Source organism: Coprobacillus sp. AF33-1AC, assembly GCF_003475785.1.
Lineage (GTDB): Bacteria > Bacillota_I > Bacilli_A > Erysipelotrichales > Coprobacillaceae > Faecalibacillus.
Genome location: NZ_QRQB01000001.1, coordinates 95229 through 115762 on the forward strand (window position 1 = coordinate 95229; position 20534 = coordinate 115762).

23 protein-coding genes are annotated in these 20534 nt (G+C 31.1%); all 23 read left to right on the forward strand.

The annotated features are described in order from the left end of the window. The first annotated feature begins 10 nt into the window (after positions 1-10). A complete protein-coding gene (locus DWZ53_RS00480) occupies positions 11-457 on the forward strand; it encodes a GNAT family N-acetyltransferase (protein WP_118430921.1) in 447 nt (148 codons plus the stop codon). Positions 458-560: 103 nt separating this feature from the next. After that, positions 561-1538, forward strand: a complete 978-nt coding sequence (locus DWZ53_RS00485) for a hypothetical protein (protein ID WP_118430923.1) — start codon at positions 561-563, stop codon at positions 1536-1538. After that, positions 1519-2232: a C40 family peptidase gene (locus DWZ53_RS00490; RefSeq protein ID WP_118430925.1), complete on the forward strand. Its 714-nt coding sequence runs from the start codon at positions 1519-1521 to the stop codon at positions 2230-2232. The genes DWZ53_RS00485 and DWZ53_RS00490 overlap by 20 nt, the downstream gene beginning before the upstream one ends. Positions 2233-2354: 122 nt before the next feature. Next, on the forward strand, positions 2355-3296 hold the full coding sequence (locus DWZ53_RS00495; RefSeq protein ID WP_118430927.1) for a GTP 3',8-cyclase MoaA: 942 nt from the start codon (positions 2355-2357) through the stop codon (positions 3294-3296). 1 nt (position 3297) lies between these two features. Then, positions 3298-3777 (forward strand): cyclic pyranopterin monophosphate synthase MoaC, encoded by a 480-nt coding sequence (gene moaC / locus DWZ53_RS00500; protein WP_118430929.1) that lies wholly within the window; start codon positions 3298-3300, stop codon positions 3775-3777. Then, a complete protein-coding gene (locus tag DWZ53_RS00505; protein WP_199588997.1) occupies positions 3762-4700 on the forward strand; it encodes an MOSC domain-containing protein in 939 nt (312 codons plus the stop codon). The genes moaC and DWZ53_RS00505 overlap by 16 nt, the downstream gene beginning before the upstream one ends. Further along, positions 4693-5370: a molybdate ABC transporter permease subunit gene (gene modB, locus DWZ53_RS00510; protein WP_118430931.1), complete on the forward strand. Its 678-nt coding sequence runs from the start codon at positions 4693-4695 to the stop codon at positions 5368-5370. The genes DWZ53_RS00505 and modB overlap by 8 nt, the downstream gene beginning before the upstream one ends. Then, the gene (locus DWZ53_RS00515; RefSeq protein ID WP_118430933.1) at positions 5371-6018 is read left to right on the forward strand and encodes an ATP-binding cassette domain-containing protein; all 648 of its coding nucleotides are present in this window, start codon (positions 5371-5373) and stop codon (positions 6016-6018) included. Further along, complete coding sequence (gene modA, locus DWZ53_RS00520; RefSeq protein ID WP_118430935.1) at positions 6015-6797, forward strand: molybdate ABC transporter substrate-binding protein; 783 nt, start codon at positions 6015-6017, stop codon at positions 6795-6797. The genes DWZ53_RS00515 and modA overlap by 4 nt, the downstream gene beginning before the upstream one ends. A gap of 11 nt (positions 6798-6808) precedes the next feature. Beyond that, a complete protein-coding gene (locus DWZ53_RS00525; RefSeq protein WP_118430937.1) occupies positions 6809-7822 on the forward strand; it encodes a molybdopterin-binding protein in 1014 nt (337 codons plus the stop codon). Between the two features lie 3 nt (positions 7823-7825). Then, the gene (locus DWZ53_RS00530; protein WP_118430939.1) at positions 7826-8173 is read left to right on the forward strand and encodes a winged helix-turn-helix domain-containing protein; all 348 of its coding nucleotides are present in this window, start codon (positions 7826-7828) and stop codon (positions 8171-8173) included. Then, entirely contained in the window at positions 8166-8393 is a 228-nt protein-coding gene (locus tag DWZ53_RS00535; protein ID WP_158568137.1) for a DUF3343 domain-containing protein, read from the forward strand. The genes DWZ53_RS00530 and DWZ53_RS00535 overlap by 8 nt, the downstream gene beginning before the upstream one ends. Beyond that, positions 8393-9412 (forward strand): selenide, water dikinase SelD, encoded by a 1020-nt coding sequence (gene selD / locus DWZ53_RS00540; RefSeq protein ID WP_118430943.1) that lies wholly within the window; start codon positions 8393-8395, stop codon positions 9410-9412. Before DWZ53_RS00535 ends, selD begins: the two co-directional genes overlap by 1 nt. A gap of 4 nt (positions 9413-9416) precedes the next feature. After that, on the forward strand, positions 9417-9986 hold the full coding sequence (yedF, locus tag DWZ53_RS00545) for a sulfurtransferase-like selenium metabolism protein YedF (RefSeq protein WP_118430945.1): 570 nt from the start codon (positions 9417-9419) through the stop codon (positions 9984-9986). Continuing rightward, positions 9986-10801, forward strand: a complete 816-nt coding sequence (gene yqeB, locus DWZ53_RS00550; RefSeq protein WP_233541797.1) for a selenium-dependent molybdenum cofactor biosynthesis protein YqeB — start codon at positions 9986-9988, stop codon at positions 10799-10801. Before yedF ends, yqeB begins: the two co-directional genes overlap by 1 nt. Further along, positions 10788-11909, forward strand: a complete 1122-nt coding sequence (locus DWZ53_RS00555) for an aminotransferase class V-fold PLP-dependent enzyme (RefSeq protein WP_118430947.1) — start codon at positions 10788-10790, stop codon at positions 11907-11909. Before yqeB ends, DWZ53_RS00555 begins: the two co-directional genes overlap by 14 nt. After that, complete coding sequence (gene yqeC, locus DWZ53_RS00560; protein ID WP_118430949.1) at positions 11906-13306, forward strand: selenium cofactor biosynthesis protein YqeC; 1401 nt, start codon at positions 11906-11908, stop codon at positions 13304-13306. Before DWZ53_RS00555 ends, yqeC begins: the two co-directional genes overlap by 4 nt. A 134-nt stretch (positions 13307-13440) precedes the next feature. After that, positions 13441-14844, forward strand: a complete 1404-nt coding sequence (locus DWZ53_RS00565; RefSeq protein ID WP_118430951.1) for a uracil-xanthine permease family protein — start codon at positions 13441-13443, stop codon at positions 14842-14844. 13 nt (positions 14845-14857) lie between these two features. Further along, positions 14858-15652, forward strand: a complete 795-nt coding sequence (locus DWZ53_RS00570; RefSeq protein WP_118430953.1) for a xanthine dehydrogenase family protein subunit M — start codon at positions 14858-14860, stop codon at positions 15650-15652. Continuing rightward, positions 15653-16132, forward strand: a complete 480-nt coding sequence (locus DWZ53_RS00575; RefSeq protein ID WP_118430955.1) for a (2Fe-2S)-binding protein — start codon at positions 15653-15655, stop codon at positions 16130-16132. Continuing rightward, positions 16119-18407, forward strand: coding sequence for a xanthine dehydrogenase family protein molybdopterin-binding subunit (locus DWZ53_RS00580; RefSeq protein ID WP_118430957.1), 2289 nt, complete (start codon positions 16119-16121; stop codon positions 18405-18407). The genes DWZ53_RS00575 and DWZ53_RS00580 overlap by 14 nt, the downstream gene beginning before the upstream one ends. Continuing rightward, entirely contained in the window at positions 18397-18984 is a 588-nt protein-coding gene (locus tag DWZ53_RS00585) for an NTP transferase domain-containing protein (protein WP_118430958.1), read from the forward strand. The genes DWZ53_RS00580 and DWZ53_RS00585 overlap by 11 nt, the downstream gene beginning before the upstream one ends. 124 nt (positions 18985-19108) lie before the next feature. Beyond that, positions 19109-20509 (forward strand): glycoside hydrolase family 1 protein, encoded by a 1401-nt coding sequence (locus DWZ53_RS00590; protein ID WP_118430960.1) that lies wholly within the window; start codon positions 19109-19111, stop codon positions 20507-20509. Positions 20510-20534 lie beyond the last annotated feature (25 nt).

Below are 20534 nucleotides of genomic sequence, written 5' to 3' on the forward strand. Positions count from 1 at the left end.
GTTTTAAATAATGAATGAAAGGGAAAGAGTAACCATGATATGTCAAGCAACGATGGATGATTTAGATGAGATTTATCATCTTATCTGTTTATTAGAAAATAAAAAAATGAATAAAGAACATTTTAAAAAATGTTATCAAGAAGGACTGGAAAATAGTGATGTACTCTTCTTGGTTGAAAAAAATGAAAAAATAGAAGGATTTATAAGTTTTTATATTCATCATTATCTCCATCATCATCATGATACTGGAGAAATTGTTGAACTAGTTGTTTTACCTGATCAAAGGAATAAAAAAATAGGACATCATTTAATTGAAGCCATTATTCAATATGCAAAAAGTAGAAATCTTGAACAAATTGATTTATCAACTTCAACATATCGTCATGATGCACATCGTTTTTATGAGAACCATCATTTTGAAAAATCACATTATAACTATACATTAGATATTAAATAGATGTATTTTGTTACAGCGAAAGTAACAAAATTTTACAATGACCTGTGATATAGTATTTTTAATTTATAAAGATGGACATAGATTATATATGGAGTGATTGAAATTGAACTTTAATAAAAGAAAATGTAACTTGATAAAATTTGTTGTCTTTTTTTCTTTGATTGCTGTAATAACACTTAATACTACATTTGCTAGTGAAAGTGATAAAATGACGCAAGCTGAAAGAGAATTGTCGTCATTGACTCAAATTACCGAAGATGACATTAATCAAAAAATGTCACAATTTTCAAAATACTACATAGAAAATGAAAAGAAAACCGCAGCTGTTATGAATGAAATCAACGATGATTTTATCAATGAACATTCTTATTATCAATATCAGCTTTCTAATAAAAGTTATGAACAAATAAAAAAAGAATGTAGAGTGATACCAGATCCAACAATGAATACTATTTATGCAAAAGATTATTCATTACCTACTTATAGTTATCATCATGAAAAAATTTCAAAAAAACAACTTACTAAAAAAATAATTTATGATACACCAATATATAATACACAGCTTACTCATAACTATTGGAAAGAAGCTTATAGTGCTTATAAAACTTATAGTCAATATGATGAAAAGTCAGGACTTAATGATAATGAAATATTTAAAAATTACTTTTCTCAATTTTTAAATTCATTAAAAAATAAAGATGAGTTTTTTGAAACTTCTATAAAATCACATGTCGATAATATCTATTATCGAGTGAATGGACAAACAAAAGAAGAAACAACTCAAGAAGCATTTGAAAATTATAAAAATGACTTATTAACACAAAGCAAAGCACAAGCGTTGTTGGATGAATACAATGAAAAATGTAAGGTATATAAACACAATTATTTATCACAAGTAGGTTATGAAAAGTATTTAAGATCAATTAATAATACAAAAGATACTTGGAAATTTAGTGAATATTGTCGTCTTGCTAGAAAAGGACTACTAGCAGGTATTCCAGAATATCCTACAAAACCTCATCATTATACTCAGTTGAAAACACAGGCAAACAAGATATTAGATGAACAAGATATTAGATGAAGTAGAATGGCACCAACAAATAACGTATACTTTATGTCAAAGTGAAACACCACAAATGATAACTTCATTAAATGCGTTTAAAACGCCCAAAGATAAAATATTATCTTGGACATATACAACATTAGATTCATTATATAAAAAAGATATCTCATTTAATGAGCCTGTTTTGACAACTGAAAATAAAAATACATATAATGATATTTTAGAAATTGATTATGATAGTCAATTTGTTGATCAAAGAAATACCATTATTAATTCATTGAAGAGTAAACTTGCTGAAAAATATAAATTAAAAGATTTTGGTGATAAGATTAGTGAAAATGCTCAATCTAAGTTAGGGTGTCGTTATTATTGGGGAGCGACAGGCGAAGATATGTTTGATTGCTCAGGTCTTGTTTATTGGGTTATGAATCATAGTGGTATTAAAATTGATCGTTTAACAGCAAATGGATATGCCTCTTTAGGTACAAAAATTAGAGATATTGATGATATGATTCCAGGTGATGTTATTGCTTTGGGTAATGAACAAAGTTATGGACATATTGGTATTTATATAGGAAATAGTAAAGTAGTAGAAGCAATGGGTGAAGGTGAAACTTGTAAAGGTAATCATCCTCAACACGTTGTCAAGATAACAGATTTAACTCATTTTATACATGAAGATAAAAAATATGAAATAAGAAGATTATTTTAAATAATCTTTTATAACAAAACGAAAATTCAACAAATTATTTTTGATTTGTTGAATTTTTTTTATTTATCGTTTAAATTATTAGGTGATGGTTATTCTTGAACGAGAATAACGGAAGGAGCACTATGAAGGATTCATTTCAAAGAGAAATAGATTATTTACGCATATCGATTACCGATCGTTGTTATTATCAATGTTCATACTGCAAAGTTGATTACCCATCTCATTTATCTCATCATGATATTTTAAGTTATGAAGATCTCATTAAGATTGTTAAGGCGGCTATTAAAGTTGGAATTACTAAATTTAAAATTACTGGTGGTGAACCGACACAAAGAAAAGGGTATCTTTATTTAATTTCCTCTTTGAAAAAAATAAAGGGTGTTCAATCAGTAACTTTAACTACAAATGGTTCTCTTTTTACTAAACAAGATTTAAATTATTTAAAAAACATAGATATTGATGCTATTAATTTTTCACTTGATACACTAGATGAAAATGAGTATTTTTTGCTAACAAAACAGGATTGTCTTCAAAAAGTCCTTGATAACATTCTTTATGCTTATCATATTCAAATACCTGTTAAAATTAATTGTGTTGTAGATGATACATTTCATCTTAAAAGATTACAATCGCTATTATCTTTTGTTAAAGATAAAGATATTTGTTTAAGATTTATTGAAATGATGCCGTTAAATCAAGAAAAGAGAACAAATCATTACCAACAAATAATAGATTATTGTCATCATTTTCAATACCATGTAGTGAACCAACAATTAGGTAATGGACCTGCTTATTACATTAAACTTCAAGGATATCTAGGTTACATTGGCTTTATTGATGCCCTCAACCATAAATTTTGTTTCAACTGTAATCGTATGCGACTTACAAGTACAGGTCAACTTAAGCCATGCTTATTTTATAACAACACTATCGATTTGAAAGGCTTTGTTGATAATGAAGAAGAATTAATTAGACAATTTAAAAAAGCAATTAATTTAAAGCCTAAAGAACATCATTTTGAAGAGGGTAAAAGTTTAACAAAAATGAATGAAATAGGAGGTTAATATGGAATTTAGTCATTTTGATAGTCAAGGAAATGCAGTCATGGTAGATGTTTCACCTAAACAAGTTACATCACGTCAAGCATTAGCTTGTGGACAAATTAGAGTTAATCAGGACATTATTGATAAAATTGAAAACAATTCAATGAGTAAAGGGGATGTTTTGTCAGTTGCTCGTATAGCAGGAATTATGGGCGTAAAAAAAACAAGTGACCTTATTCCTTTGTGTCATCCTTTAATGATTAATAAAGTATCAATAGATTTTCATATTTATCATCAAAGTCAGACTATTGAAGCAATGTGTTTAGTGGCATGTGAGGGTAAAACCGGTGTCGAAATGGAAGCTCTTCATGGTGTCAGTGTCGCTTTGCTTACTATTTATGATATGTGTAAAGCCGTAAGCAAAGATATGGAAATACAAGATATTCATCTTGTAAGCAAAAGTGGTGGAAAGAGTGGTGATTATCATTGGAAAAACAAGTAATGGCTTTATGTGTTTCTAAAAAGAAGGGAACTGCAAAAATACCCGTTGACCAAGTACGTTTTATTGAAAATTATGGTTTGGATGGTGATGCTCATGCAGGCAATTGGCATCGACAAGTTTCATTGTTGTCTTATCAAACCAGAGAAGAATTTAAGCAAGAGGGAGCATTGGTTGAAGATGGTGCCTTTGGTGAAAATATGTTAGTTTCTGGTATTGATTTTACAAAACTAACGGTGGGTACTCGAATTCAAATAGGAGAAGTTTTATTAGAATTGACTCAGATTGGAAAAAGTTGCCATCACCATTGTGCAATTTATCATCAAGTTGGCCATTGTATTATGCCAACTCATGGTGTTTTTGCTAGGGTATTGCTTGGAGGAATGGTTCATGTTCACGATAAAATAAAGGTTATTGAAAATCATGATGAACGATTTCGAGTGGCAGTTGTGACATTATCAGACAAAGCAAGTCAAGGGTTGAGAGAAGATTTAAGTGGTCCCTATATTCAAGATTATTTAACTAAGCATGGCTATTTGGTCACAAGTTTACAAGTTTTACCCGATGAACAAAAAATAATAGAAAAAGAACTTATTAATTTGAGTGATCGCTGTCAAAATGATTTAATTATCACTACTGGTGGTACAGGGTTAAGCGTGCGCGACGTTACTCCTGAAGCAACACGAGCTATCGCTACAAAAAATGTACCTGGAATCAGTGAAGCATTACGCTATGAATCAATGAAATATACACCACGAGCAATGTTATCTCGGGGGGTAAGTGTAATAAGGAATCAAACATTGATTGTTAATTTACCCGGAAGTTTAAAAGCTGTAAAAGAAAGTCTAGATATTATTGAATCATCTTTAAAACATGGATTAAATATTTTGAAAGATAGAGAGCATGAGTGTGGTCGACATGATTGATTTATCACCATTTTGGATTTCTTTAAAAACAGCAACTATAACGATTATTATTACATTTTTTTTAGGATTGTTTTTAGCAAGGTGGACATTAAATCGTAAATATGATTTAACTAAGATTATTTTGGATGGTTTATTTACATTGCCTTTAGTTTTACCACCAACAGTTATGGGGTTTTTCTTATTAATGATTTTTGGTGTTAATCAACCAGTAGGCAGATTTTTTATACAAGTTTTTCACTATAAAATTGTATTTAGTTTTTCAGCTACAGTCATTGCAGCTGTTGCTATTTCTTTTCCATTAATGTACCGTAGTGCTAAAGGTGCTATAGAACAGGTTGATCAGGATTTGATTGATGCTGGTAAAACATTAGGCATGTCACAAAGGAGAATTTTCTTTACAGTTATTCTTCCTGATGCTATGCCTGGCATCATTAGTGGAGGTGTTTTAGCTTTTGCTAGAGGACTAGGAGAATTTGGTGCGACTGCCATGCTTGCTGGAAATATTGTTGATAAAACAAGAACTTTACCTTTAGCTGTTTATAGTGAAGTGATGTCAGGAAACATGAATGAGGCAAGTATTTATGTGTTTATTATTGTTACGATTTGTTTATTAGCTGTAGTTCTTGTTAATATTTATCAGTATTATGTCAAGAAAAAAAGGAGTTATTAAATGAAACTAGAAGTAAAAATTTTTAAAAAACTTGCTGAATATGATTTAGATGTTAATTTCACTGCCTGTGAAAATTATTTAGGATTAACGGGACCTAGTGGAAGTGGTAAAAGTATGATTCTAAAGTGCATTGCAGGAATTATGAAACCTGATGCTGGAAGAATTGTTTTAGATGGTCAAGTTTTATTTGATAGTGAACTTAAAATTAATTTACCAGTTCAAAAAAGAAAAATTGGTTATATGTTTCAAAGTTATGCTTTATTCAATAATATGACGGTTTATCAAAATATAGCAGCTCCTTTAAAGGCTCATCATGAAAAAAAAGCAATCATTGATGAAAAAGTTAAACAAATAATGAAAGATTTTCACATTGAAGCACTTTCTTCGAGATATCCACGTCAATTAAGTGGAGGACAAAAACAAAGAGTTGCATTAGCTAGACTACTTGTATATGATACAAAACTTGTTTTATTAGACGAGCCTTTTAGTGCTTTGGATGCCGAACTAAAGGAAACACTACTAAATGAAACTAAATCCAAATTACAGGGATATCATAAACCATGTTTGTTTGTTTCACATAGTCCTCAAGAGATGGAATTCATGTGTAGCAATATATTAAAAATAAAAAAAGGGAGATTAGAGAAATGAAAAAAGTATTAAGTTTAATGTGTAGTTTATTATTGATTGTGACTTTATGTGGTTGTTCTACAAAATCACAGTCTAAGCAAAAAAAGGTAACTTTGACTTTAGCCGCAGCAGCAAGTCTAGAAAATATATTTGAAGATGAGCTTATTCCTCAATTTGAAAAGGAAAATCCTCAAATTAAAATTCAAGGTGTTTATGATAGCAGTGGAAAATTACAAATTCAGATTGAACAAGGATTAAAAGCAGATGTTTTCTTTTCTGCAGCAACAAAACAAATGAATGCTTTAGTTGATGAAAAATACATTGATTCTAAAGATGTTATTAATTTATTAGAAAATAAACTTGTTTTAATTACTGGAAAAAAAACTGAAACAAATGTAAAAGATTTTAATGATCTTACTAAAGCAAGTACCATAGCAATTGGAGATCCTGATGTAGTTCCTGCTGGTCAATATGCAAAAATGGCATTAACTCATTTAGGTGTCTATGATCAATTAGTTAGTCGTTATAGCTTAGGTGGAAATGTAACAGAAGTATTAAATTGGGTTGCTAACTCCTCAAGTGAAGTAGGTATTGTTTATTCAACTGATGCTAAAAGTACCAATGATGTTAAAGTTCTTGCTACATGCAGTAACGATTTATTAGATGAACCTGTCATTTATCCAGTTTCTCAATTATCTACAAGCAAACATTCAAAAGAAGCTAAAAAGTTTGTTAAATTTATTCAAGATAAGTCATCTTTAAAATTATTTGAGAAATATGGTTTTACTATCAATAAATAGAGGTTATGGATATGAAACAGATTAAAACTGTTGACGCAATTGGACATGTATTATGTCACGATATAACACAAATTGTTAAAGACCAAGTTAAGGGTCCACGTTTTAAAAAAGGACATATTATTAAAAAAGAAGATATTGAGGTTTTATTAAATTTAGGAAAAGAAAATCTTTATGTTTTTGAAAAAAATGAAAATATGATGCATGAAAATGATGCTGTTGAAGTGTTATGTAAGTTATGTTTTAATGATTATATGGACAAAAGTGACATCAGTGAAGGAAAAATAGAACTGACAAGTCAAATAGATGGTTTATTTAAAGTGAATCGTGAAGAATTGCTTAAAGTCAATCGATTTGGTGAAATGATGATTGCGACAAGAAGGGGTAATATGCCTGTTAAAAAGGGAGATAAACTTGCTGGAATGCGTATTATTCCTCTTGTTATCGAAAAAAATAAAATGGAAGAAGTCAGTTCCTTGATTAATCATCCTATTTTACAAATCAAACCCTATAAGTTTAAAACAGCGGCTATTATCACAACTGGTTCAGAAGTTTATAAAGGAAGAATAAAAGATACTTTTACACCTGTTATTATTGACAAATTAAAGGAATATGATGTTGAGGTGGTTTATCATAGTTTATCTTTAGATGATCATCAAATGACTACAAGTAAAATCAATGAAGCTTTAGCACAAGGAGTTGATATGGTTATTTGTACTGGTGGAATGTCAGTTGATCCAGATGATAAAACTCCTTTGGCTATCAAAAATAGCGGTGCCAAGATAGTAAGTTATGGCGCACCAGTTTTACCTGGAGCAATGTTTTTACTAAGTTATAAAAATAAAACACCTATTTTAGGATTGCCTGGTTGTGTTATGTATTCTAAAAGAACGATATTTGATATTGTTTTACCACGTATAGTAGCAGATGATCCCATTACGAGTGATGAACTAGCATCCCTTGGAGAAGGTGGGCTATGTTTAAATTGTCCTGTTTGTACATTCCCTCATTGTGGATTATCAAGGTAAAATATGTATAAAAATCCTAAACATTTTGATTTAAAAATAAGAATTTATAATGAGCATCCTGATTTTGGCAAAGGAGTTGTTCAATTAATGAACAAAACAAAAGAGTTTGGTTCATTATCTGGTGCTTATAAAGATATGAAAATGTCTAATTCTAAAGCGTGGAAAATATTAAATCGAGCAGAAAAAGATTTAGATATGGATTTGATATATCGTGTTACAGGTGGTAAAAATGGCGGGAGTAGTAGATTGAGTGATGAAGGAAAAGTGTTGTTAGATAAATATCAATTGTTTGTAAATGATGTTGAAGATTATGCAAAACAAAAGTTTAAGGAGATATTTGAAGATGAATAAACAAAAATATTTACTTATTACTTTTTATTCACTAGATCAAGCAATGGCTTTAGATGCCATTGTCAATCAAGATCAAGGTCGCCTTATACCTAAACCAAGTATTGTTGATGCAGGTTGTGGTATGTGTTTTTCATGTCACTATCATGACAAAATTGCATGGCAAAAATATTTAAAAGATCATCAGATAAAATATGGAAAAATAGTTGAGGTGATGTTTTGATGAAAGATAAATTGTATTGTAAAAGTGGCGGTTGCAGTGCTAAGTTAGGTGCTAAAAAATTAAGACATATTTTAGAAAAAATAGATAAGTATCCTAGTGATCAATTATTAGTAGGATTTGATAGTCATGATGATGGTGCCGTTTATCAAATTAATGAACATCAGGCGATTGTTTCTACACTAGATTTTTTTCCGCCTATGGTAGAAGATCCTTATTTATTTGGACAAATTGCTGCTACAAATGCATTAAGTGATATTTATGCAATGGGTGGGACACCGCTGACAGCTTTAAATATTGTTTGTTTTAATGATCATGATGATCTCAATATTTTAGGTAAAATCATTGAGGGTGGTAATGACAAGTTAAAAGAGGCTCATGTTACCTTAGCAGGTGGTCACTCAATTCGTGATGAGTCAACAAAATATGGTTTAAGTGTAACGGGGATGGTTGATCCGCACCGTATTTTGTCTAATAAAGACGTCCAAGAAAATGATGTTTTAATACTAACAAAGAAATTAGGCGTAGGATTGACCCTCAATGCTGCAAGATTAAATGATGCCAGCAAAGACATGCTAGATGAAGTTTATCAAAGTATGACGCTTTTAAATAAATATGCCTATGATTTATTGAAAAAATATCGTATTCATGCTTTAACTGATGTTACCGGATTTGGTTTGTTAGTTCATCTAGATGAGATGCTCAATCATCAAAAAAGTGCTGTTATAGATAAAAATAAGATTCCTTATTTTAAAGATTGTCCGTATTATGTTAATGAATTCTATTTGACAGGTGCAGCCCAACAAAATCGGCATGCTGTTGAGGACAAAGTTTACTTTGATAAAGAGAATTTTATTTTGGAAGAAATTTTATACGATCCGCAAACGAGTGGGGGCTTGCTTGCTAGTGTACAAGAAGAAGATGTAGATATGATTATTGAAGACTTTAAAAAGAAAGGCTATCAGTGTTATATCATTGGAAAAGTAATTAAAAAAGATCAATTTGATATATATGTGAGGTAGAATAATGAAATTATTAGATGCAAGAGGACTAGAATGTCCTTTACCTGTTGTAAAAACAAAAGAATTATTAAAAGAAAATCAAGAAGTCAAAGTATTGGTTGATAATGAAATAGCAATAGAAAATTTAACTAAATTTGCTAGAGTTCGTCAATATCAAATACAAACTGGTAAACAAGAAAGTGATTATTTTGCAATCATTTCAACAGGAAAGATTGAAGGAGATATTATTGAAAATAAAGTAACTGGAAATATTATTGTCTTTTCAAGCCATGTTATGGGAAGCAACGCAGAATTAGGTGCTATTTTGATGAAATCTTTTATTTTTGCATTAACTAAACAAGATCAATTACCTAGTGAGATGATTTTCTATAATGAAGGAGTCAAGTTAACAACAACAAAAGGGGACATTTTAAATGATTTAAAATATTTAGAAAGTCAAGGTGTAGAAATTGTAAGTTGTGGAACATGTTTAGATTTTTTTAAGCGTAAAGAAATGTTAGCGGTAGGAAGTGTTACTAATATGTACGACATTGTTGAAAGGATGGAAAAGGCAAAAAAAATCATTAAGCCTTAATGAATATGAATAACTTGATTATTGTAAGAGGTGGTGGCGATATTGCTACAGGAACAATTTATAAGCTTTATCAATGTGGTTTTGATGTTTTAATATTGGAAGTTGCTAAACCAAGTGCAATTAGAAGAAATGTTGCTTTTTGTGAAGCTATTTATGATACAAAAAAAACAGTTGAAAATTTAACCTGCTATTTAGCGCATGATAGAGATGAAGTAAAGAGCCTATTATCAAGACATCAATTAACTTTGTTTATTGACCCTGAAGGAACAATTATTCAAGAACTCAAACCTTTGGCTGTTGTGGATGCTATTCTTGCCAAAAAGAACTTAGGAACTAAAAAAGATATGGCGCCAATTACCGTTGGTTTAGGACCAGGATTTGAAGCAGGCAAAGATGTAGATGCAGTGATCGAAACAATGCGAGGACACCAATTGGGTCGTATTATTTATCAAGGTACAGCGATAAATAATACCGGGGTACCAGGATTGATTCAAGGTTATGGAAAAGAGCGTGTCATTCATTCTCCATGTAGTGGTAAAGTAAAACATGTAAAAAAGATAACTGATATTGTAAAAAAAGGCGAGATCATTGCCTATGTTGACAAAACACCTATTTATGCAACTTTAGATGGTTTATTACGTGGTTTAATTAAAGAAAATTATGTGGTAACAAAAGGATTTAAAATGGCAGATATTGATCCAAGGGTTAACGAATATCAAAATTGTTTTACTATTTCTGATAAAGCAAGATGTATTGCAGGTGGTGTTGTAGAAGCTATTTTACATTTAAAGAGGGAAAAATATGATTTATCTTGATCATGCGGCAACCAGTTTTCCTAAAATAAATGAAGTTCAACAAGCTGTTCTTAATTGTATGAATACTTGTTCTAATGCCAACCGTTCTACTTTTCAATCATCTTTACAAGCAAGTCGTTTGCTTTATCAAACAAGACAACAAGTAAAAAAATTATTTCATGTTCCTTTACAGGGATTTGTTATTTTTAATAGTGGAAATACTGAAAGTTTGAATACTTGTATTAAAGGAATCTTAAAAAAGGGAGATCATGTTATTACAACTTATGCTGAACATAACAGTGTTTTAAGACCTTTATATCAATTACAATCTGATGGCTTAATTCAACTTTCAATCACAGAACCTAAAGTTGATAAAATCAAAAAAGAAATAAATGACACTACCAAACTTATTATTGTGACTCACAGTTCAAATGTAACAGGTGAGTTTTATCCAATAAAAGAAATTGGACAATTAGCTCATGAAAATCAAATTTTAATGATGTGTGATGTAGCGCAAAGTGCAGGGCATATTGATGTTGATATGGTTAATGAAAATATAGATATATTATGTTTTAGTGGACATAAGGGTTTATTAGGTAATGCTGGTATTGGGGGGATTTGTTTAAGTCATGCCATTGACATAGAGCCATTATTATCTGGTGGGTCAGGTATGAATTCATTTGATCATTTTCAAAGTCATTATTATCCAGAAAAACTAGAAGCAGGATCTTGTAATATTACAGGAATTGCTTCATTAAATGCAGGAATAAGTTATTTTTTAAAGCATAGAGAAATGATTTATGAAAGGGAAAATAAACTAATTAAATTATTAGAACAGGAATTAAAGAAAAATGACTCTGTCATTCTTTATAGTGATTTATATCATAATCATGCTCCTATTGTAGCTTTTAATATTAAAGGAATGGATAGCTTAAAAGTTGGTGATCTTTTGAGTGAAAAATACCAGATTGCTGTCCGTTGTGGAGCCCATTGTGCACCTTTGATGCATCAACGTTTAAACACGGTCAAAACGGGCATTATTCGCGTGTCGCCTGCATTTGTTAATACTGAAGAACAGATTAAGGTATTTATTCAAGCAATTAGAGAAATAAGTGAGGATTTAAAATGATTATTAGTGTGATTGGTTCTGGTGGAAAAACAACTAAAATTAAAGAATTAAAAGATCAATATATAAGTGAAAATAAAACGGTATTAATAACAACATCGACTCATATGAAGATTGAAGAAGATACTTTGGTTAATCCAACCTATCAACAAATCATGTCATGTATCAATGAAAAAGGATATTGCCATGCGGGACAATTATCAGAAAATAATAAAATTACCTCACTTGATCATAATTTGATTAATCAATTAAAAAATGAAATAGATATTATTTTAATAGAAGCAGATGGTTCTAAAGGATTACCAGCAAAGTATCCAAGAAATGATGAGCCAGTTATTCTACCAAATACAGATACAATTATTTTAATAACTTCTTTTTTGGCATTAGGTAAGCCAATTAAAGATGTTATTCACGGTTACGAACAGTTTTTAAATGAAACAAATTATAACGAAAACGATTTAGTTACGATTTTCATGATTGATCAACTTATTAAAATATATTTAAAAAAGCTGGCACTAATGAATAAAAAGATTCTTATTCAAGTTAATGAGGCTAATGGTTTATATCAAAAAGTCATGGCAAAAATGATTGAAGAACAATACGATTTAAGTTTGATTAATTCAAATTGGTTTGTTGCACAGCCACATTTAGTTATATTAGGGGCGGGACATGTTTCACAATATGTTTGTCAAATAGCACAATTGTTAGATTTTTATACAATTGTTATTGATGATAGAATTGAGTTTGCTAATGAAAAATTATTTCCGGAAGCGAATGAAGTTCATTGTATTTCTTACCATGATGCACAGCGTTATTTTCCAAATGAGAAAAATACATGTTTTGTCATTGTGACGAGAGGTCACAAAGATGATAAATTATGTTTAAAGAAAGTTATTGATATAGAAAGCCTATATGTAGGAATGATTGGCAGTCGAAAAAAGGTCAAAAAAACATTTGATGATTTATTAAACGAAGGATATAGTCAAGATTTAATAAATCGTGTTCATGCACCTATTGGCTTAGATATTCATGCTGTCACACCTGGTGAAATAGCAATCAGTATTATGGCAGAAATTATTGATATAAAAAATAAATATCAATATTCAAGTATTTCTAAAGAGTTATTAAATGTTCATCAAGATGGTGTACTTTGCATTATTACGAAGAAAACAGGATCAACACCTCGAAATGTAGGAAGCACGATGTTTGTCACTCAAGATACTTCCATTATTGGTTCAATTGGCGGTGGCAGTATTGAACATCAAGTTATTTTAGATGCTTTAAAAACGCAACATATTACTAAAAAACACTATGAACTAAATAATAACGAAGGTGCTAAATTAGGCATGATTTGTGGTGGAAGTAATGATGTGTTATTTATTCCACTTTATTTTAGTTAAGAAATGTACATGATGTATATTTCTTTTTTTATTTAAAATGAGCATTTTAATAAAATGCTATCTTGATGAAAAAAATAGTATGTGCTACAATTTTTACGTTTTATGGAAGGTTAGTGTAGATTTGGGAGGTTTATATGGAAAAAAAAGAGTATACAAGTCCTTATGAGTTTGAAGGAAAGATTCCTTTAAAACAAGCAATTGTTTTAGGTTTACAGCATGTTTTGGCCATGTTTGTAGGAAACTTAACGCCAATTTTAATTATAACTGGTGCCTGTGCGGCTATGCATGATGCTGCAGTATTTTCCAGCATTCAAATTTCGTTATTACAAAATGCCATGCTTATTGCTGGTATTGTCACACTTGTTCAATTATTTTCAATTGGACCAATTGGTGGGAAAGTACCTATTATTATGGGAACAAGTTCTGGATTTATTGGTGTTTTTCAAAGTGTAGCTAATGTAATGGGCGGTGGTGTTTTAGGATACGGTGCCATTATGGGAGCAAGTATTATAGGTGGTTTATTTGAAACGGTTTTAGGTTTTTTATTAAAACCATTAAGACGTTTTTTCCCTTCAATTGTTACAGGAACGGTTGTTCTTTCAATAGGTTTATCATTAATTAGTGTTGGTGTTGGTTCGTTTGGTGGAGGAAGCACTGCTAAAGATTATGGATCTGTTGAAAATCTATTAATTGGTTTATTTGTTCTTGTTGTGATTCTTGCGTTAAAACACGGAACTACAGGAATGCTAAGTAATTCGAGTGTTTTAATTGGTATTATTTGTGGATATGTATTGTGTATGATTTTACCGTTATTTATTTCAACGAAAGGTGTGGCTAGTGATGGAACTGTGTTTGTTAAATCATGGGTATTAAATTGGGATAAAGTGGCACAAGCAAGCTGGTTTGCATTACCAAATTTTATGCCTGTTAAACCAATTTTTGATTTAAGAGCCATTTTACCAGTCCTTATTATGTTTATTGTTACTGCAGTTGAAACAGTTGGTGATATTTCAGGTGTTATGGAAGGTGGTATGGGACGTGAAGCTACTGATAAAGAACTATCTGGAGGCGTTGTTTGTGATGGTTTAGGTTCTTCTTTTGCTGCTATGTTTGGTGTTTTACCAAATACTTCGTTTTCTCAAAATGTTGGTCTAGTTACAATGACAAAAATAGTAAATCGCTTTGCTTTAGCGTGTGGTGCTATTTTCTTAATTATTTGTGGGTTATTTCCTAAATTAGCAGCGTTAGTTTCTATTATGCCTCAATCAGTATTAGGTGGAGCCGCTGTTATTATGTTTTCATCTATAGTAATGTCAGGTATTCAATTAATTACAAAAGAACCACTAACACCAAGATCAATGACGATTGTCTCTGTTGCTTTAGGATTAGGATATGGTATTGGTGCTAATAGTGCGATTCTTGCTCATTTACCTCAAGCATTTCAAATGATTTGTGGTGAATCTGGAATTGTACCTGCAGCTTTTGTTGCCATTATTTTAAACGTTTTGTTACCTAAAGATAAAAATACTGTTAAATAAGGAGGTTTAATCTTTGCTTACTATTAATAATTATGTTCGTCCAAAAACAATAGAAGAAGCTCATGATTATGCTGTGAAACCTAAAAGCGTTATTTTAGGAGGAATGCTTTGGCTAAAAATGATGAATCGTGAAGTGGATTACGCTATTGATTTAAGTGATTTAAATTTAGATCAAATTGAAGTAAAAGATGATGAAATACATATCGGGGCTATGGTTAATTTAAGAGATTTAGAAGTTAATCCGCTATTAAATGAGTATACTCACGGCGCTATCAAAGAGGCAATGAGACATATTGTTGGAGTTCAATTTAGAAATTTAGCAACTATCGGTGGTTCTCTTTTTGGACGTTTTGGTTTTTCTGATGTTTTAACTATTTTTATGGCTATGGATGCTTATGTTGAACTTTATCCTACAGGGATAGTCCCTATACGTGAATTTGCTAACATGAAAATGAGCAAAGATATTTTAGTACGCGTTATTGTTAAAAAAACACCACTTCATATTGTTTATTTATCACAACGAAACAGTGAAACAGATTTTCCAGTATTAACATGTGCAGTGAGTCATTTTAATAATGAATATTATTGTATTATTGGTGCACGACCATTAAAAGCGATTGACTTTATAGATGAAAATCATTGTTTTGAAGAAGGTATTAATGAAGATTCAATTAATAATTTTGTTAATTATGTCATACCACAACTGGTTGTTGGAAGTAATTTAAGAGGATCTAGTGAGTATCGAAAAAAGATTGCTAAAGTCTTAATAAAAAGAGCTTTTCTACAGTTAAAAAAGGAGGAAGCTTAGATGAAGATTACACTTAATTTAAATGGTCAAGAAATCACAAAAGATATAGAGCCAGATTTATTGCTAATAGATTTTTTAAGAGCACAAGGGTGTTATAGCGTGAAGCGTGGTTGTGATACAAGTAACTGTGGTTTATGTACAGTTTTATTAAATGACCGTCCTGTTTTATCGTGTAGTGTTCTTGCTGTTAGAGCTTGCAACGGTACTGTTTTGACTTTAGAAGGTTTACAAGAAGAGGCTAAACCATTAGCTACTTTTATTGCAAGTCAAGGTGCTGAACAGTGTGGCTTTTGTAATCCAGGATTTATGATGAATACACTTGCTTTGTTAAAAGAAAAACCAAATCCAACCGATGAAGAAATTAAAGAGTTTTTGGCAGGAAATTTGTGTCGCTGTTCAGGATATGAAGGGCAGCTTCGGGGAATTAAAGGGTACATTGCTTACTTAAAGGAAGAAGGTAATCATCATGAGTCAATATAAACATATTAAAAAACCTGTAATTAAAAAAGATGCAATGAACTTACTTTTAGGTAAACCTGCTTATGTTGATGATATTGTTAATCAAAATTGCTTAATTGTAAAAGTATTGCGGTCACCACATGCTCATGCCCTTATTCAAGAAATAGATACTTCTAAAGCTTTACAAATGGAAGGGATAGAAGCGGTTTATACATATAAAGATGTCCCTCAAGCTCGTTTTACAATGGCGGGACAAACAGCACCAGAACCAAGTCCATATGATCGATTAATTCTTGATCAAAGGGTTCGTTTTGTAGGAGATGCTGTAGCCATTGTTGCTGGTGAAAATGAAAAAATTGTTAATAAAGCATTAAAAAACATTAAAGTTAAATATGAAGTTTTAACACCTGTTTTAGATATGAACAAAGCCAAAGATAATGAAATATTAGTTCATCCAGAAGATAACTGGAAATCATTATGTCCTGTAGGTGCTGATAATAAAAGAAATTTAGTTGCAACAGATACATGCAGTGATGGTGATCTAGATCATGTTTTTGAAACGTGTGATCAAGTTATTGAAAGAACATATCATACCCGTGCTAATCAACAAGCTATGATGGAAACTTTTAGGACATATTGTGAAATTGATCCCTATGGGCGTTTACATGTCATTTCTTCTACTCAAATTGTTTTCCATTGTCGCCGAATTTTAGCAAATGCGTTACAAATTCCCAAGTCTATGATTCGTGTAGAAAAACCACGAATAGGAGGTGGTTTTGGTGCCAAACAAACTGTTGTCGCCGAAATTTATCCTGCTTTTGTTACTTGGATGACTAAAAAGCCATCTAAAATGATTTATACACGCACTGAATCACAAACAGCAGCGACACCTCGTCATGAAATGCAAGTGACTGTAAAATTAGGTGCAATGAATGATGGAACAATTCGAGCTATTGATGTTTATACATTATCTAATAGTGGGGCATATGGGGAACATGGTCCTACAACGGTGGGATTATCTGGTCATAAATCAATTCCGCTTTATACAAATAATTTAGAAGCTTTTAAATTTTCATATGATGTTGTTTATACAAACTGTCAAGCTGCCGGAGCGTATCGAGGATATGGAGCAACGCAAGGAATATTTGCACTTGAATCTGCAGTAAGTGAAATGGCAGGAATTTTAAATATAGATCCTGTTGTTATTAGAGAAAAAAATATGGTAAGACAAGGGCAAAAAATGAGTGCTTACTATAATGAAATAGCTCATGCTTGTGCGTTAGATCGTTGCATGGAACACGCTAAAAAACTATTTGATTGGCAACATAAATCAAAAGTTCGTATCATGGATAATGGAAAAATAAGAAGTGCAGGTGTTGCTATGGCTATGCAGGGTTCAGGAATTTCAGGTGTCGATGTGGGTTCTGCAACTATTAAATTAGACGATGAAGGTTTCTATACGTTGCATATTGGCGCAGCGGATATGGGAACAGGATGTGACACTATTTTGGCTCAAATGGCTGCAGAATGTTTGGATTGTGATGTTGAACAAATTGTAGTTTTTGGTGCTGATAGCGATATTTCACCTTATGATTCAGGCTCTTATGCTTCTTCAACAACTTATGTAACAGGTAAAGCAGTAGAGAAAGCTTGTGAAAAACTAAAAAACAACCTGTGTCATATAGCTTGTTCAATTTTAAACTGTTCCATGGAAGATGTTGTTTTTAATCAAAAGGGAGTAACGAATCTAAAGACAAATGAATTTGTTTCATTAAAAGAGATTTCACTTAAATCAATGAACGGAAATAATATTGAGACCCAAGTTACTGTCACTCATTCTTCACCTTTTTCACCACCACCCTATATGGTTGGAATGGTAGAAATCGAATTAGATAAAGAAACAGGACAAGTAGATATTCTTGATTATGTTGCTGTTGTTGATTGTGGTACTGTTATTAATACTAACTTAGCTAAGGTTCAAACAGAGGGTGGATTAGTCCAAGGTATTGGTATGGCTTTGTATGAAAATGTTCAATATTCTCCTAAGGGAGTTATTGCCGAAAATTCATTTATGCAATATAAAATACCAACACGATTAGATATGGGAAAATTACGAGTAGAATTTGAAAGTAGTTATGAACCAACAGGACCTTTTGGAGCTAAATCAATAGGGGAAATTGTCATTAATACACCTGCTCCAGCTATTGCTAACGCTATTTATCGCGCTACAGGTGCCTATTTAACGGATTTACCTATGACACCTGAAAAGGTATTATTTGCTATTGATGATGAATAAAACATATATCATATATTTAGCTGCTGGTAACAGTCAACGTTTTAAAGAAAATAAATTATTATATCCAATAAATGGTCAACCGCTTTATCTTTATGGTTTAAATACAATTCGTAAATTATTAAAGATACGTCAAGATGTTGAAGTAGTCATTGTAGCAAATGATTTTGTCATTGATGAACCCCATATCATTACTTTGAAAAGTCCTAAAAGTTATTTAGGTGTTTCTTATTCAATTAAAACTGCTTTAAATTATTTAAGTTTGAAAACAGGAATTTTTCAAATGCTATTTATGGTTAGTGATCAACCGTTTATTAAGCCATCAACTTTAGACAAGATGATTGACGCTTTTAATCAATCGTCTTGTTCTATATGTACTTTGGCTTATCAAAATGAAGTAGGGAATCCAGTTCTTTTTTCAAACAAGTATTATCATGAATTATATACTTTAAAAGGAGACCAAGGCGGAAGAAAAATAGTCAATCAGTATTTAGATGATTGTTTACAATACTATACAGATGATAAATTAGAATTGTATGATATAGATAAAAAATCTGATTTAAAAAATATTGTTCTTTGAAAATAATTTTCATTTTTTCTTTTTATAAGAAAAAAATGTGAAATTCAAAGAACTTTTTTTGTTATTTATTTACTTTATATTTGTTCATCAAGTATAATTAAATTAATTGAATAGGAGGAATAGTATGACAATTAAATTACCTAAGGATTTCTTTTTTGGAGCAGCTATGTCTGGGCCTCAAACCGAAGGAGCTTGGAATGTAGGTGGAAGATTAAGATCATATTGGGATATGTATTCTGATATGGAAATTAACGCATTTTTTAACAATGTTGGTTCGTATGTTGGAAATGATATGTATCATAAGTATGAAGAAGACATTAAATTATTAAAAAGTTTGAATTTTAAATCATTTAGAACATCTATGCAATGGACTCGTTTATTAGACCAAGATGGTAAACTAAACCCTGAAGGGGCTGCATGGTACCATAAATTGATTGACTGTGCAAATGAAAATGGAATTGATATCTTTATGAATATGTATCATTTTGATATGCCTGAATATTTAGTTAAACGTGGTGGATGGCAAAATAGAGAAGTTGTTGAAGCTTATGCTAATTTTGTTAAAATTGCTATGGAAGAATTTGGAAGTAAAGTTAAATACTGGTTTACATTTAATGAACCAATTGTTGAACCAGAACAACAATTTTTACATGGTGTTTGGTATCCTTATCAAAAAGATTTTAAACAATCAATTAATGTTCAATATAATATTACATTAGCACATTGTTTAGCAGTGGCTAATTTTAGAAAATTAAAGGCTGAAGGTAAGTTATGTGATGGTGCTAAGATTGGTATGATTAACTGTTTTGCTCCACCATATACAAAAGAAAATCCTAGTGCTGATGACTTAGAAGCAGTACGTATGACAGATGGATTACACAATAGATGGTGGTTAGATGTTGTTGCCCATGGTCATTTACCACAAGATGTTTTAGATACAGTTGAAAATGATTGGAAAGTTGAAATCAATCGTCGCCCTGGAGATGAAGCAATTTTAGCTCAAGGTAAAGTAGATTGGTTAGGATTTAACTATTATCAACCAACTCGTGTGCAAGCACCTGATAGCAAGTTTGATGAAAATGGATTACCTTGTATTTCAAAACCTTATATTTGGCCTGAAAGAAAAATGAATGTATATCGTGGATGGGAAATTTATCCTAAAGGAATCTATGATTTTGGTATGAAAATCAAAAAAGAATGTCCTGATTTACCTTTCTTTATTTCAGAAAATGGAATGGGTGTTGAAGGTGAAGAAAAATATATGGATGAAAATGGTGTAGTTCAAGATGATTATCGTATTGAATTTGTTAGAGATCACTTAGAATGGATAGCTAAAGCCATTGAAGATGGGGCAAACTGCTTAGGATATCATTATTGGGGTGTTATTGATAACTGGTCATGGATCAATGCATTCAAAAATAGATACGGATTTATTCGAGTATGCTTAGATGACGGTTATAAACGTAAAGAGAAAAAATCGGCTGCATGGATTAGAGAAGTTGCCAAAACAAATGAATTTGAATAAAACAAAACCCTTAGGGGTTTTGTTT